Annotated in this window: 11 protein-coding genes; 9 read left to right on the top strand and 2 right to left on the bottom strand. The window is 51.1% G+C overall.

Annotated elements, in window-relative coordinates; all coding sequences use genetic code 11:
• Nucleotides 1-65: 65 nt before the first annotated feature.
• Together ACO0LK_RS19515 and ACO0LK_RS19510 are read right to left on the bottom strand one after the other, a co-directional pair.
• A complete protein-coding gene (locus ACO0LK_RS19515; protein WP_422977957.1) occupies nt 66-593 on the bottom strand; it encodes a hypothetical protein in 528 nt (175 codons plus the stop codon).
• Nucleotides 594-697: 104 nt separating this feature from the next.
• Nucleotides 698-2362 (bottom strand): methyl-accepting chemotaxis protein, encoded by a 1665-nt coding sequence (locus ACO0LK_RS19510; RefSeq protein WP_422977955.1) that lies wholly within the window; start codon nt 2360-2362, stop codon nt 698-700.
• Between the two features lie 519 nt (nt 2363-2881).
• Between ACO0LK_RS19510 and ACO0LK_RS19505 the strand changes: the two genes are divergently transcribed.
• The 9 genes from ACO0LK_RS19505 to truB all read left to right on the top strand — a co-directional run bounded on the left by ACO0LK_RS19505 (nt 2882) and on the right by truB (nt 14351).
• Entirely contained in the window at nt 2882-3562 is a 681-nt protein-coding gene (locus ACO0LK_RS19505; RefSeq protein ID WP_422977953.1) for a lysozyme inhibitor LprI family protein, read from the top strand.
• A gap of 124 nt (nt 3563-3686) precedes the next feature.
• On the top strand, nt 3687-4076 hold the full coding sequence (locus ACO0LK_RS19500; RefSeq protein ID WP_422977951.1) for a VOC family protein: 390 nt from the start codon (nt 3687-3689) through the stop codon (nt 4074-4076).
• Between the two features lie 547 nt (nt 4077-4623).
• Nucleotides 4624-5772, top strand: coding sequence for an SMC-Scp complex subunit ScpB (scpB, locus tag ACO0LK_RS19495; protein WP_422977949.1), 1149 nt, complete (start codon nt 4624-4626; stop codon nt 5770-5772).
• A complete protein-coding gene (locus tag ACO0LK_RS19490) occupies nt 5762-7639 on the top strand; it encodes a pseudouridine synthase (protein ID WP_422977947.1) in 1878 nt (625 codons plus the stop codon). Before scpB ends, ACO0LK_RS19490 begins: the two co-directional genes overlap by 11 nt.
• A 310-nt stretch (nt 7640-7949) precedes the next feature.
• The gene (rimP, locus tag ACO0LK_RS19485; protein ID WP_186949349.1) at nt 7950-8435 is read left to right on the top strand and encodes a ribosome maturation factor RimP; all 486 of its coding nucleotides are present in this window, start codon (nt 7950-7952) and stop codon (nt 8433-8435) included.
• Complete coding sequence (nusA, locus tag ACO0LK_RS19480) at nt 8432-9991, top strand: transcription termination factor NusA (RefSeq protein ID WP_186949350.1); 1560 nt, start codon at nt 8432-8434, stop codon at nt 9989-9991. The genes rimP and nusA overlap by 4 nt, the downstream gene beginning before the upstream one ends.
• Nucleotides 9992-10038: 47 nt before the next feature.
• Nucleotides 10039-12915, top strand: coding sequence for a translation initiation factor IF-2 (infB, locus tag ACO0LK_RS19475; protein ID WP_422977944.1), 2877 nt, complete (start codon nt 10039-10041; stop codon nt 12913-12915).
• Between the two features lie 57 nt (nt 12916-12972).
• A complete protein-coding gene (gene rbfA / locus ACO0LK_RS19470) occupies nt 12973-13362 on the top strand; it encodes a 30S ribosome-binding factor RbfA (RefSeq protein ID WP_186949352.1) in 390 nt (129 codons plus the stop codon).
• A 56-nt stretch (nt 13363-13418) separates the two neighbouring features.
• Entirely contained in the window at nt 13419-14351 is a 933-nt protein-coding gene (gene truB, locus ACO0LK_RS19465; RefSeq protein WP_422977942.1) for a tRNA pseudouridine(55) synthase TruB, read from the top strand.
• Nucleotides 14352-14354 lie beyond the last annotated feature (3 nt).

Below are 14354 nucleotides of genomic sequence, written 5' to 3'. Positions count from 1 at the left end.
CCCCTTGTATTATCGCTACGCGCTGGATCTATCATAAATAGATTACAACCCCGTTTTGCTGTGCCTTACGTGGTTGCCCACATAAGTCCGTTGCTCCTTGTTTGTGGATTCCCACGCGGCCCGCTAATTTCACTAAAATTGATTGCTGATGCTCGTTGAGTAAGGGGAAGTACTATTTGAAAACAAGATGATGTTTCTACGGCGTTCATGAATGACGACATTTCTTGCTTATCCCAGCAGTCAAATGTGGTGACGGGTGATTTGAGTTGAAATATTTCCGGACCCGCATTGTACCCAATAGACATACGCAATTTATAGCAGAGCTCCCAGGCGCCAATATACGAGGCTTCGTCGGTGGGGAAGCGAAGTATGCGATTGATACCAAACTCATAGAGCATTCCCCGATCTCTATTCACCAATTCAAAATAAGCTACCAAGCCGTCACCCTGGGATGGCCTTACATCATCAACTGATTCAACTGTCCAATGTTCTGATGCTAGAAGTAGAAGGTCTCTTGCATTCAGCGATTTGAGTTGTTTATCTTTTGTGCGTAAAAAGCGACGTAGAGATTTTTCTAATTCGGTTGCAAGCATGTCTATATTTTGTGTTGTTGTAACTCTGTGGATAATAGAATAAGGCTGACATGCGCAATCAAAATAGTCTGAACAAAATGTCGTGGTCGCGTAATTAACCCACCCTACACATCCTTCATCGCAGCCGTAACCTGCAAGGTGCGGCCTCGTGCGCGGAATACTTGCGTCGCCGCTTTGGCACGTGAAGCGATGTTGGATAATGTGCTTTGGTCTGGCTGGTCTGATATCCCTGTTTTGAAAATGCTGACGACATCGGATTGTTTCTTTGCCTGACCCTGCATGGATTCTGCTGCTGCGGCAACCTGTTCTACCAGGGCTGAATTTTGTTGTGTGGCGTTGTCCATTTCGACGATGGCCTGGTTGATTTGTTCTATGCCTGCGGTTTGTTCGGCACTGGCAGAGCTGATCTGGGCCATGATGTCGGTCACTTTTTTGACACTGGAAACCACTTCATCCATCGTCACACCAGCTTCATCTACAAGCTGGCTGCCGATGCCGACTTTTTCTACGGAAGTGTCAATCAGGATTTTGATTTCTTTTGCAGCGGTTGCTGATCGTTGCGCCAGATTGCGGACTTCCGATGCGACGACTGCAAAACCGCGTCCCTGTTCGCCAGCGCGTGCGGCTTCTACGGCGGCATTTAATGCCAGGATATTGGTCTGGAAGGCGATGCCATCAATGACGCTGATTATATCCACTACCTTTTTGGATGATTCGGTGATTGATGACATGGTTTCTACTACGCGGGAAACGACTTTGCCGCCTTTGATGGCGACATCCGATGCATTTTGTGCCAGCAGGTTTGCCTCGCGTGCATTGTCAGAATTCTGTTTGACAGTACTGGTCAGTTCTTCCATGGAAGAGGCGGTCTCTTCCAGTGCGCTGGCTTGTTGCTCGGTGCGGGCAGACAGGTCTTGATTTCCGGTGGCGATTTGTGTCGATGCAGTGGCAATCATTTCTGTACCACCACGGACCTGGCTGACGATGCCGATCAAATTCTCATTCATGTGTTCGAGCGCACGGAACAGGGAGCCGATTTCATCTTTGCCGCTAACGTCAATGGTACTGGTCAAATCGCCGTCGGCAACGGTTTTTGCGATGTGCACCGCGGCGTTAATCGGGGTAACAATACGGCGTGTGATGGACCAGGCAATGGCCATGCTGAGCAAGGTTGCCAGAATGCCGACTGCCATGATCAGTTGATTGGCTGATTCTGCAGTTGTCTTGGTTTCTTTGGCAGATTCTGCCATTAACTCTTCCTGGAATCGGATCAGGTTTTCCATTGCACTCAGATAGGCGAGCTGTTTGGGGCGTACTTCCTTGAAGAGTAAATCCTTGGCCTCGTCTCTTTTGCCTTCAGTGACCAGTTGTATCATTTTTTCCCGACCGGGCGTGTATTGTGCCCGTTGCTCCACGGCTAGTCTGAGCAATTCTTTGGCCTGGGGATTTTTTATGGCGGCCGATAGTTTGTCGATTTCAGCAGTGATTTCCAGTGAAGATTTGTGGATGCTGTCTATCTCTTTTTTTATTTCAGCATCATCACTCATCAGCAGTATATTGCGCAGATTGCGTGCCTGTAGGTTCACGTTCTTGATTGCGTCATTCAAGATGTAAATTTTTTGGTAGCGATCGTTGACGGTAAGATCTATTTCGCTGTTCAACAAGCTGAGGCGTGAAATCGCGATGACGACCACAATAACCAGTAGAAAGATAACGGCAAAAAAGCCTAAATACAGCCGCTGACTAATTTTAAGATTTACGATATTCATTTTTAATAACCTCTTGAAGACTGGCTTGGTGAGCGGAGTTTGTTAAAAAACTGAATACAGCGAACATGATTCACCGGCTATGACGACTTTCAAAAACTGATACTCGCTGAATGTTTATTGTGTTGAGCAAGAGATGCGCTCAAATTCCTTCATTTTTCTTATTGCAGGCAGTAATGAGGCTGGTAACGTGGATTATATTGAATGTTGATTGTGTTATTTGCAATTTAAATGTATTTTACACATCGACGAATGATAAAGTCCATGTGAAAGATTCGTTTTGTGTGAAAAAGATACCCCTGGTTAATTATTTTGCTTGCAGGAAGCGAAGATTGGTACGTGCAAAACTGCCGGTTTTTTATCTTGGCAGAAGGTGTTTGTTATAGGGGGCATGCGCGAACTACTTCCTGAGACATGTTATAACGCCAGCGTATGCAGGAATTTGATCAGGTTTGTCACTTGTAATTACCGTATTTTTGAATATGCTGGCAGTTTTCCAGGCAATATTTTGTGAGGCATTTCATGAATTTTCGCCAGATCAGTCAATTCCGCGTCAGCCTTGTTTTTTGCATGAGTCTGTTGGTACAGATAAGCGCTACGGGCATGTCATCTGCCCACGCGGCCAGTTTTGATTGTGCCAAGGCCAGAACACCTACAGAAAAGACTATCTGTGCCGACACGACGATCTCCGGTCTTGATGCTGATGTGGGGCAGGCATTCAAGACGTCACAGGCGCTGTGGCCTGCGGGAAATTGGAAGGATTTTTTACGTGCTGAGCAGCGCGAATGGCTGAAGACCCGTGACGCCGAATGCAAGTCTGATGTGGCTTGCCTCAAAATGGATTATGAGCGCCGGCTGGCATTTTTGCGGCACCCGCATTTGAAATACATGGGGCGCTATGTCGCCGGGACATGTCCTGGTAATGGCACCTATCTCGACGTGACACCTAGTTACCCCGCTGACGGGGTAGAGGTCTTGTTGTATATCTGCCCTAATTCTGCTGGCAACGTGCTATTGCAAACGGCTGGCAAAGTAAACCCCAATGGTGAGCTGCGTTTTGAAGACGCCGGTTGCTCGCGTAGTTTGCGTTTTGAGCAGGATATGGTGACTTTGTCGGCGATGGATAAAGGGCGCTGCGCGTTATCGGTTAAAGATGATCGCTTCCGGCGGGATGCTCGTAAATCACCGTATGAAAACGAATAGTCGCTGCTGTTTTTGGCTTATTGCCGTTTTTGTGCGCGGGCATATATTGCTCTCGATCAGTTGGAAATTAGTAAAATATAATCATTGTCTTGCTTTTATCCTCAGCTTCTCAAGGAGTCATGCCATGTCTATAGAGCTTGATCATGCGATCGTCCCCACACGCAACAAGCTGGCTTCTGCTAGGCAGTTGGCGGAGTTGTTGGGTGTGCCATGGGCACCGACTTCTCTGGGGCCGTTTGCCCCCGTGTTTGTCAGTGATGGCCTGACCCTGGATTTTATGGATACCGAAGAAGACTTCCCCATCTATCATTTTTGCTTTCGCGTCAGCCAGCAAGACTTTGACGAGATATTGGGGCGCATACAGGCAGCCGGTATTGCCTACCGGAGTTCAGTCCGTGGGCCTATGGATGGGCAAATCAATACGGACTATGGTGGCAACATGATTTACTGGAACGAGCCGGACGGGCATCAATGGGAGATGCTGACGGTCAGTTATGCGCGTCAGGCCAGATGAGGGGATTGTCCACGCCGATGGGATAAGTGTTGCAATAGAGATATTTTTTTGCAAATTGCCTTAGTCATTAGTGAAGCAAATATCTAAATCCTGTCGTGCAAATTTTTCCAATGCGTGTTAATCTCGCGCCTCACGTTTTGGCGTGGGGGTTGCAAGAGGGCTTGTGGTTGGCTCTTCGGTGGTGGATCGTGTTCGGAAAGGCAGACGTAAGGTTTATCGCGTTAGTGCCTGGGACCGAAAATTTACCGCTGCTGATCTGAAATTCATTAAAAAGCCACGTCATGTCGTGGCTTTTTTATTATTTGATGACGATATTTTTGATCATCAGTGAATTTCTGGACTACAATCCAGTGTCTACTAATTTTAGGGATTGCGCGCCGTTTGATTCTGTGCGTGACCGATCAGTCCCTACTCGCCCGCATGAAGGGCGTTGCTGCCAGGTTGGTAGCAACATAATTTATTTAATACAAAACTGGTGTGGGTCGAAGCAGCTGTTTCTTCAGTTGCTTTGCTGCATAACATCAACTAAACCCGTGTAATTATTTGCATGAATACTGCTGAGGCAAAGCGAGTCCTCGAAACAGCCTTGTTATGCGCGCCTGAGCCGCTAACGGTCAATACCATGAAAAAGCTGTTCCAGGATGCGGACGATCAAGGTGATGTGGTCGGCGCAGATACCATCAAACTGATGCTGGAAGGTTTGCGTAACGACTGGTCGGACAAGGGTATAGAACTGGTAGCACTGTCTACCGGCTGGCGCTTTCAAAGCAAGCCGGAAATGCGTGCCTATATCGACAGGCTGAACCCGGAAAAACCACCCAAGTATTCAAGAGCCACTCTGGAAACCCTGGCTATTATTGCCTACAGGCAACCAGTTACCCGTGGCGATATTGAGGAAATACGTGGCGTGACTGTGGCTTCGCAAATGATCAAGACGCTGGAAGACCGTGGCTGGATAGAAACCATAGGCCATCGTGATGTGCCGGGACGACCGTCGCTGTTTGCCACGACCAAGCAGTTTCTGGATGATCTGGGCCTGTCATCGCTGGATCAGTTGCCGCCTTTGCAGCAAGTGACCAAGGATGCGGCGGAAGAAGCGGTACCTGAACTGACTGCGCTGGATGAAGGCATGTTTGCCGCTGTGAATGAGATCGATGCTGAAAACGCTGCCGGCAACGCAGCGGTTGCAGAAGCCGCTACGGTCGCAGCGGGCGATGGTGTGGGCACCAATGACGATGCATCAACTGAGATGGTATCAACTGAACTTGCACAAAATGAAGTTGAGGTCAGCCGGGTGGATGCTGAACTGATTTCCGTTGAGGATGCCGATGTAGCGCCAGACATGCCTGTGGAAGTTGAGCAGGAAGATGTCGCTGATCAGGTGCATGATACCGCTGCCCATGCTGTCGCAGATGCAGCGACAGAAGCTGTGCAGGCACAGGCAGCAGAGTCGGTTCCTGTCACGGAAGAACAGGTAGTAGTGCAAGCCGCCTCTGAACAAGGGATGGCTGAAGTAGTGGCCGGGGCGCCTATCGTGACGCCCGGCGAAGAATTGAGTGATGTTGGGGGTGAAGCTCAAAACGTCACGGAATTGCGTGATCAGGTGGCTGATGTAGCAGCGCCAGATAGTTTACCAGGCGCGGCAGACAGCCAGTTGCCTCCATTAGAACTAAAGAATGAATCCAATGAATCCTGAAGATGTGAATGCTGACCAAGCAGATAGTGGTGCGGGCGCAAATGATCAAGGCACGGCTGGCGCTGATGAAGCAAAGCCCGCCAAGCGCGGTGTGCGTGGTCCACGCAATATGCGTCGTTCCCGACCGAAGACCGATGGTGCAGAGGCGGCAGCAGAAGTCGCTGGTGATGTGGTTGTAACTGCGGAAGCAGCTTCAGAAGAAGCGCCGGTAAAGAAAGCCCGTGCCCCGCGCGCGCCCAAAGCATCACTTGCACCATCTGCGCCACGTGCACCTCGTGCACCGCGTACACCAAAGGCCGTCAGCGCAGAAGCAGGTGAAAGCAGGCAGCCGGTGACTGAGCAGGTAGCATCTGTGGCGGACGTCCAGTCTGCGGCCCAGCCAGCAGAGCGTAGTGAGCGTGCCGAGCGCACGGAGCGTCCACCGCGTGGTGATCGCGCAGAGCGTGGCGAACGTCCGGCCCGTGGCGACAGAGTTGAGCGTGGTGACAGGGACGAGCGCGGCCCGACCGAACGCGGCCCGCGTCAGAATGCTGCCGGTGGTGCTGGTGGCAAGTCCAAGCGCCCGCAACAGCAGGCGCGCGGTGGTCGTCCGGCAGGTAATAATGCCGATGATGTGTTTTCTTTTGTAACGTCCGAAGCATTTGATGTCTCGTCTCTGGATGATGCCAAAGGTAAGGGCCGCGCCAAGCCGGTGCGCCGTGACCTGACTGCAGATGATGATGCACCGAAATTGCATAAGGTATTGGCCGAAGCTGGCCTGGGTTCCCGTCGCGACATGGAAGAGCTGATCGTTGCCGGTCGTGTATCTGTGAATGGTGAGCCAGCCCATATTGGCCAAAGAATTCTGCCGACTGACCAGGTGCGTATCAATGGCAAGCCCATCATGCGTAAAGTCAGTAAAAAACCGCCACGCGTGCTGATTTATCACAAGCCGGCTGGTGAGATTGTCAGTAACAGTGACCCTGAAGGTCGTGCCTCGGTATTTGAAAGTCTGCCGACCATGAAGGTAGGTAAGTGGCTGGCAGTAGGGCGTCTGGATTACAACACTGAAGGTTTGCTGCTGTTCACCACATCCGGTGATCTGGCTAACCGTCTGATGCATCCACGTTATGGTATCGAGCGTGAATACGCCGTGCGTACCCTGGGTGAGTTGGAGGAAGGCATGCGTCAGCGTTTGCTGGCAGGTGTCGAGCTGGAAGACGGCCTGGCGCAATTCTCCAAAATTACCGATGGTGGTGGTGAGGGTGTCAATAAATGGTACCGCGTCATCATTGGTGAAGGCCGTAACCGCGAAGTGCGCCGCATGTTTGAAGCGGTCGGACTGACAGTGTCACGTCTGATACGTACCCGTTATGGTGCCATGACCTTGCCAGCCAATCTGAAACGTGGCCGCTGGGAAGAGCTGGAAGAAGATGCAGTGCGCGCCTTGTTAAAACTGAGCGGTCTGGAAAAGGCTGGTGGTGATAAACCTGTTGCGCCAACCAGGGGTGGCAAGCCATTTGGCAATAAGGCGCCTGGTTTTGGTACTGGCCCAATTAGCCAGAAGCAAGTCGGTTTCCCTATGTCCAGTGGTCGTAGTGAGCGTGCTGAATATGGTGCGGGGCGTGGCGGTAATGCCAATGGTAATAATGCATACGGCAACAAAACTGGCGGCAATGCAGGCAATCCGCGTAATGGAGCGGGCAACGGTGCTGGCAACAACGCCAACAACGCTAACGGCAAAAAACGCAGCCGCCAGCCAGATCCTTTGCAGACTGCGCTGGGCTTCCCTGATGCCGGACAGCAACGTCGTGGGCCTACCTCGCGTGGTAGCGGTCAGGCCATAGGACAGGGGATCGCGGCGCGCAGACGTTCTCGCGGTGCCTGAGCACCTGCTTTTGCCCCGTTTTATGGCAAATGAACGTGTTGAAATTACCTCGTTTTCCATTGCGACGAGGTAATTTATCGTTTATAATCTTGTAGTTAGCAGAATTTGCCTTTATTGATTTCAAATCTTGGCGCTACAAAAAAGATGGGCAGTAGCCCATTTTTTTTTGGTTTTCCCGATTATCGGCTTGATGTGGCAGTTGCGGAGCGACGCCCATTGTGTAAATTTTGCCGGTGTTTGGGGGCGTATGTTCGTGGCGCCTAGTGGCCTGGTTTGTGAAATGTGAAGCAGTGTTTTTCGGAGAATAAGTTTGGCTTTGTTGGATTTGATAGAAAAAACCGTCAATGGTACCGGATATGATCTGGTGGACTTTGAGCAGGCCGAGCGCGGTCTGTTCCGGGTTTATATTGATTTTTTACCGGAAGACCTTGAGCGCGGCAATATCACGGTGGAAGACTGCGAAAAAGTCAGTCACCAGTTATCGCATGTGCTGACGGTTGAAAACGTCAATTACAGTCGCCTGGAGACTTCTTCTCCTGGTCTCGACAGGCCGCTCAAAAAAGTTGCAGACTATGTGCGTTTCGCTGGTGAGAAAGCCAATGTGAAATTGCGCATGCCCATGCCGGGCACGCCCAATCGCAAAACTTTCGAAGGCGTGTTGCACGAGCCTGAAGGTGAAAATCTGAAGCTGGAATTTGAAGTAAAAGATGGGTCGGCCATGCTGGAGTTTACGCTCGCCGATGTGGATAAGGCACGCCTCGTGCCGCAAGTGGATTTTAGGAGTCGCAAAGCATGAGTCGTGATTTGTTGTTATTGGTGGATGTGCTGGCGCGTGAAAAGAACGTCGATGAAGAGGTTGTTTTCGGATCGCTGGAGCATGCTTTGGCGCAAGCGACAAAAAAACGTTTTCCCGGTGAAGTTGATATTCGCGTAGAAATCGACCGTGATACTGGTGAATTCCGCTCTTTCCGTCGCTGGCATGTAGTGCCTGATGAAGCAGGCCTGCAATTGCCTGATCAGGAAATCCTGCATTTTGAAGCAGTAGAAGATGATCCTGAAATCCAGGTTGATGACTACATTGAAGAAGAAATTGAATCGGTAGACTTTGGTCGCCGCTTTGCTCAGGATACCAAACAGGTTGTCTTGCAGCGTATCCGCGATGCGGAACGTGAACAGATCCTGGCTGACTTCCTTGAGCGAGGTGATTCGCTGGTAACTGGCACCATCAAGCGTATGGAACGTGGCGAAGCCGTGGTTGAATCCGGCAAGATCGAAGCCCGTTTGCCACGTGACCAGATGATCCCTAAAGAAAATCTGCGTGTTGGCGACCGTGTCCGCGCCTACATCCTGCGTATAGATCGCAATGCACGTGGCCCGCAAGTTATCTTGTCCCGTACTGCGCCAGAATTCATCATGAAACTGTTCGAACTGGAAGTGCCAGAAATCGAACAGGGTTCATTGATTATCAAGTCTGCTGCGCGTGACCCTGGTGTGCGTGCAAAAATCGCGGTGTTTACTGCCGACAAGCGTATTGATCCTATCGGCACTTGCGTCGGTATGCGTGGTTCACGCGTACAGGCTGTAACTGGCGAGCTGGGTGGTGAACGTGTTGATATCGTCTTGTGGTCTGAAGATCCGGCGCAATTCGTTATCGGTGCACTGGCTCCGGCGAATGTATCCTCCATCATGGTGGATGAAGAAAAACACGGTATGGACGTGGTCGTTGATGAAGAAAACCTGGCAATTGCAATTGGCCGCAGCGGACAAAACGTTCGTCTGGCAGCTGAATTGACAGGCTGGCAAATCAATATCATGACCGCTGAAGAGTCTGCCAATAAAGCCGAGCAGGAAACTGCAGGCATCCGCAGCCTGTTCATGGAAAAACTTGATGTGGATCAGGAAGTCGCCGACATCCTGGTGGACGAAGGTTTCTCCAGTCTGGAAGAAATTGCTTACGTACCGATCAGCGAAATGCTGGAAATCGAAGCCTTTGACGAAGATACCGTCAATGAGTTGCGTAACCGTGCCCGCGATGCCCTGCTGACAGAAGCCATCGCTTCCGAAGAAGGTCTGGAAGGCATGGATGATGAACTGGTCAACCTCGAAGGCATGACCCGTGTCACCGCAGGTAAACTGGGCCTGGTTGGTATCAAGACGCTGGCAGCTTTTGCCGGTTTGGCATATGACGAATTTGGCGCGATCCTGGCATTGTCAGCCGACCGCGCCCGTCAATTGATTAAAGAAGCATTTGAAGATGTGACTGATGATGAGATGAAACTCATCGACGCTAAATATGATGATCAGGCCAAGGCGTTGTTAGCCAAAGCCTGGAAACTCGTAGAAGCTAAGTAATTCACGGGTTTGAATCTCATAACGCGCACATAGAAAAAGAGGACTGAATGGCGAGTAACAATGTAGCCCAATTTGCCACCGAGCTGAAGATGTCAGCAGATTTGCTGCTCACGCAATTGCGTGCGGCGGGCGTCAGTAAGAGCTCGACCTCAGATTCGCTGACAAAGGAAGACAAAGATAAGCTCCTTGAGCATCTTCGTCGTTCCCACGGCGTATCTGCGGACACAGAAAAGAAAAAAATCACCTTGACTCGTAAGGAAACGACCGAGATCAAGCAGGCGGATGCTACTGGGAAATCTCGTACCATTCAGGTTGAAGTTCGTAAAAAACGTACTTTCGTCAAACGTGATGATGCTCCTGCTGATGAAGCTCAGGGCGCAGCCGTGGTTGTTGATCCTGCTGAACAGGCACGCAACGAAGAAGAAGCGCGTCAAGAAGCAGAGCTGATTGCACGTCAGGAAGCGGAATTGCTTGAGAAGCAAGAACGTCTGGCCAAGCTGGAGGCTGAAAAAGAAGCCCAGGCTCAGGCCATGCGTGAAGCTGAACTGGCAGAAGCCGCCAAGGCAGAGGCAGAAAAACTGAAAGCTGAACAGGCTGCTGCGGCTGTCAAGGCAGCAGACGTTAAATCGCCGGATGCCAAGCCTGTAGAAGTAAAGCCTGCACAGGTTGCGGTGGACGAAGATAAAAAACGTCTGGACGCAGAAGACGCGAAGAAAAAAGCAGCGACCGACGCCAAAGAAGCGGTTGAGCGCGCTGCTGCGACTGAAAAAGCCCGCAAAGCCGTGGCGGATGAAGTTGCGCAGATTAAAGAAATGATGAATGCAGCACGCCGTCCGGCGAAAGCACCGGAACCGGTCGCTGCTGCACCTAAAGTGGCTGAAGGTACCTTGCACAAGCCTGCTGACAAAAAAGTCGCAGAGAAAAAGCCAGGCGCACCAGCAGAGAAAAAAGACGAAAAGAAACCAGCCGTTGCAGACAAGAAGGCGATCAAATCCGCCAACGTGTCTTCCACATGGCAGGACGACGCAGCGAAAAAACGCGGCGGTGGCCTGAAAACCCGTGGTGATACATCTGGTGGCCGTGATGGCTGGAAAGGTGGCCCTAAAGGCCGTCGCAACAATCATCATGATGACCGCGAATCCAACTTCCAGGTACCGGTAGAAGCCATCGTCAAAGATGTGTTTGTACCTGAAACCCTGACAGTGGCTGAGCTGGCACACAAAATGGCAGTCAAGGCATCCGAAGTCATCAAGCATTTGATGAAACTGGGCCAGATGTGCACCATCAACCAGGTACTTGATCAGGAAACAGCAATGATCCTGGTGGAAGAGATGGGCCATAAAGCCTTTGCTGCAAAACTGGATGATCCTGAAGCCATGCTGACGGATACCACAGAGCACGGCGAATATGAATCCTTCCCACGTGCACCTGTCGTGACTGTCATGGGTCACGTTGACCATGGTAAAACATCCCTGCTGGATTACATCCGTCGCGCCAAAGTCGCGTCTGGTGAAGCTGGTGGCATTACGCAGCATATCGGTGCTTATCACGTAGAAACACCGCGTGGCATGATTACCTTCCTTGATACACCAGGCCATGAAGCGTTTACCGCGATGCGTGCCCGTGGTGCCAAGGCGACGGATATTGTGATTCTGGTGGTGGCTGCGGATGACGGCGTCATGCCGCAAACCAAAGAAGCGATTGCCCATGCGAAAGCAGCTGGCGTGCCGCTGGTGGTTGCCATCAATAAAATTGATAAGCCAGGTGCCAATGCAGACCGCGTGACACAAGAGTTGATCGCCGAAAGCGTCGTGCCTGAAGAATACGGTGGTGATTCACCATTCGTACAGGTATCGGCAAAAACTGGTCTGGGTATTGATTCCCTGCTGGAAAACGTCTTGCTGCAAGCTGAAGTGCTGGAACTGAAAGCACCTAAAGATGCACCTGCCAAAGGTCTGGTCGTCGAAGCGCGTCTGGATAAAGGTCGCGGTACTGTTGCCACTATCCTGGTACAGTCCGGCACCTTGAAACGTGGTGACGTGGTATTGGCCGGTTCTGCTTATGGTCGTGTCCGTGCGATGCTGGATGAAAATGGCGCGAATATCTCCGAGGCTGGCCCGTCCATCCCGGTAGAGATTCAAGGTCTGACAGAAGTGCCGTCCGCTGGTGAAGAAGTCATGGTCATGGCCGATGAACGCAAAGCGCGTGAAATCGCCTTGTTCCGTCAAGGTAAATTCCGTGACGTCAAACTGGCGAAACAGCAGGCAGCCAAGCTCGAAAACATGTTCGAAAACATGGGCGAAGGCGAAGTCAAAAACCTGCCTATCATCGTCAAGACCGACGTACAGGGTTCACAAGAAGCACTGGTGCAATCTTTGGTCAAACTGTCAACCAGCGAAGTGCGTGTACAGGTTGTACATGCAGCAGTTGGTGGTATTTCCGAATCCGACGTCAATCTGGCTGTGGCTTCCAAAGCGGTCATCATCGGCTTTAACACCCGTGCTGATGCATCTGCCCGTAAATTGGCAGAGTCTAACGGCGTTGACATCCGCTACTACAACATCATTTACGATGCGGTAGATGAAGTCAAAGCAGCTTTGTCCGGCATGCTGGCACCAGAAAAACGCGAACAGATCATTGGTATGGTCGAGATTCGTCAGGTCTTCGTCGTCAGCAAGGTTGGCGCGATTGCCGGCTGCCTGGTTACCGATGGCGTGGTCAGGCGTACTTCGTCTGTCCGTTTGCTGCGCAACAACGTGGTTACCTGGACAGGCGAGCTGGATTCGCTCAAGCGTTACAAAGACGATGCCAAAGAAGTCAAAGCCGGTCTGGAATGCGGTCTTTCACTGAAAGGCTACAACGAGATTCAGGTTGGCGATCAGCTTGAAATATTTGAAGTACAAGAGATAGCACGTACTCTGTAACTCAAGATAACCCCGGACCAGTTCCGGGGTTGTGGTTTATGGAGATGTAAGAAAATTATGGCAAAACATAGCAAAAATATTCCCGGTCGTGGCCTGCGTGTAGCGGACCAGATTCAACGTGACCTGGCAGAAATCATCTGGTCTGAACTGAAAGACCCGCGTGTAGGCATGATCACGCTGACAGAAGTGCAACTTACCCCCGATTACGCCCATGCAAAAGTGTATTTCACCACGCTGGTGGATGATCCTGTCGCGGTCAAGAACACGATTGAAGCCCTGGCAAAAGCATCCGGTTTCCTGCGCAATCAACTGGGTCTGCGTCTGCATATCCACACTTTGCCGCAACTGCATTTTGTGCATGACACATCCACCATCCGTGGCATGGCCATGTCAAAACTGATAGACGAAGCCAATGCCACACGCGCCAAAGACGACGGCGAAAACTGATTCCAGACTGATTGATACACAGTGAATGCGCAGCCTGGCAACAGGCTGCTGACAACATGACGACTCCGCAGATAAAAAGAAAGCGTGTGCCTGTGCACGGTGTATTGCTATTGGATAAGCCAGTTGGTTTTTCCAGCAATGATGCCCTGATCAAGGCCAAGCGCTTTTTGAATGCCGCCAAAGCCGGGCATACTGGCACGCTTGATCCATTCGCTACTGGTTTGCTGCCGCTGTGCTTTGGGGAAGCCACCAAGTTTTCCCAGGACCTGCTGGAAGCAGATAAAACCTATACCACGGTCGTGCACCTTGGTATCACCACGACAACGGGGGATACTGAAGGTGAGGTGCTGGAAGAAAAGCCGGTTGATGTCAGTCTGGAGCAAATCCAGCAAGCATTGCAGCAATTCACCGGCCCTATACAGCAAGTGCCGCCCATGTATTCTGCGCTCAAGCGTGACGGCAAGCCCCTGTATGAATATGCACGTGCCGGCATTACGCTGGAACGTGAAGCGCGCAGCGTTATCATTCATGAGCTGGAATTACTGGCTTATGAAGCGCCTTTCCTTAGTCTTAAAGTCAAATGCAGCAAGGGCACTTATGTGCGGGTGCTGGGTGAAGACATAGGTGCAACGCTGGGTTGTGGCGCGCATCTGAAGGAATTGCGTCGTATCGGTGTGGGTCATCTGGTATTGGAAAAATCCATTACCCTGGAGTATCTTGAAAGTTTGTCAGAGCCTGAGCGTCTGGCATTGCTGGACACGGTTGATGCCTTGTTGTCCAGCTTTGCCCCTGTTTACCTCACAGATGAGCTGTCCCGCCGCTTTCTGCACGGCCAGCGCCTGGCATTAAATAAAGAAGAAGTTACATTACCCATTGAAACTGGCCGCGTTCGCGTCTATCGTGAATCGGATGGACAGTTGCTGGGTTCGGCCCAGTTGCAGGAATACGGCATACTCGCGCCAGAGCGCCTGATTGCCACTGAACATTAATTG

Origin of the sequence: Undibacterium sp. Ji49W, assembly GCF_049340205.1 — a bacterium.
In the GTDB taxonomy this organism is placed as follows: Bacteria; Pseudomonadota; Gammaproteobacteria; order Burkholderiales; family Burkholderiaceae_D; genus Undibacterium.
The sequence above is the reverse complement of the archived record's forward strand: the minus strand, read 5'-3'. Positions and strand labels throughout refer to the sequence as shown.

Bases quoted from the DNA above. Each gene is read 5' to 3' on its own strand.
- ACO0LK_RS19515 (WP_422977957.1), bottom strand. From the start codon at position 593: ATGCTTGCAACCGAATTAGAAAAATCTCTACGTCGCTTTTTACGCACA.
- ACO0LK_RS19510 (WP_422977955.1), bottom strand. From the start codon at position 2,362: ATGAATATCGTAAATCTTAAAATTAGTCAGCGGCTGTATTTAGGCTTT.
- ACO0LK_RS19505 (WP_422977953.1), top strand. From the start codon at position 2,882: ATGAATTTTCGCCAGATCAGTCAATTCCGCGTCAGCCTTGTTTTTTGC.
- ACO0LK_RS19500 (WP_422977951.1), top strand. From the start codon at position 3,687: ATGTCTATAGAGCTTGATCATGCGATCGTCCCCACACGCAACAAGCTG.
- scpB (WP_422977949.1), top strand. From the start codon at position 4,624: ATGAATACTGCTGAGGCAAAGCGAGTCCTCGAAACAGCCTTGTTATGC.
- ACO0LK_RS19490 (WP_422977947.1), top strand. From the start codon at position 5,762: ATGAATCCTGAAGATGTGAATGCTGACCAAGCAGATAGTGGTGCGGGC.
- nusA (WP_186949350.1), top strand. From the start codon at position 8,432: ATGAGTCGTGATTTGTTGTTATTGGTGGATGTGCTGGCGCGTGAAAAG.
- infB (WP_422977944.1), top strand. From the start codon at position 10,039: ATGGCGAGTAACAATGTAGCCCAATTTGCCACCGAGCTGAAGATGTCA.
- rbfA (WP_186949352.1), top strand. From the start codon at position 12,973: ATGGCAAAACATAGCAAAAATATTCCCGGTCGTGGCCTGCGTGTAGCG.
- truB (WP_422977942.1), top strand. From the start codon at position 13,419: ATGACGACTCCGCAGATAAAAAGAAAGCGTGTGCCTGTGCACGGTGTA.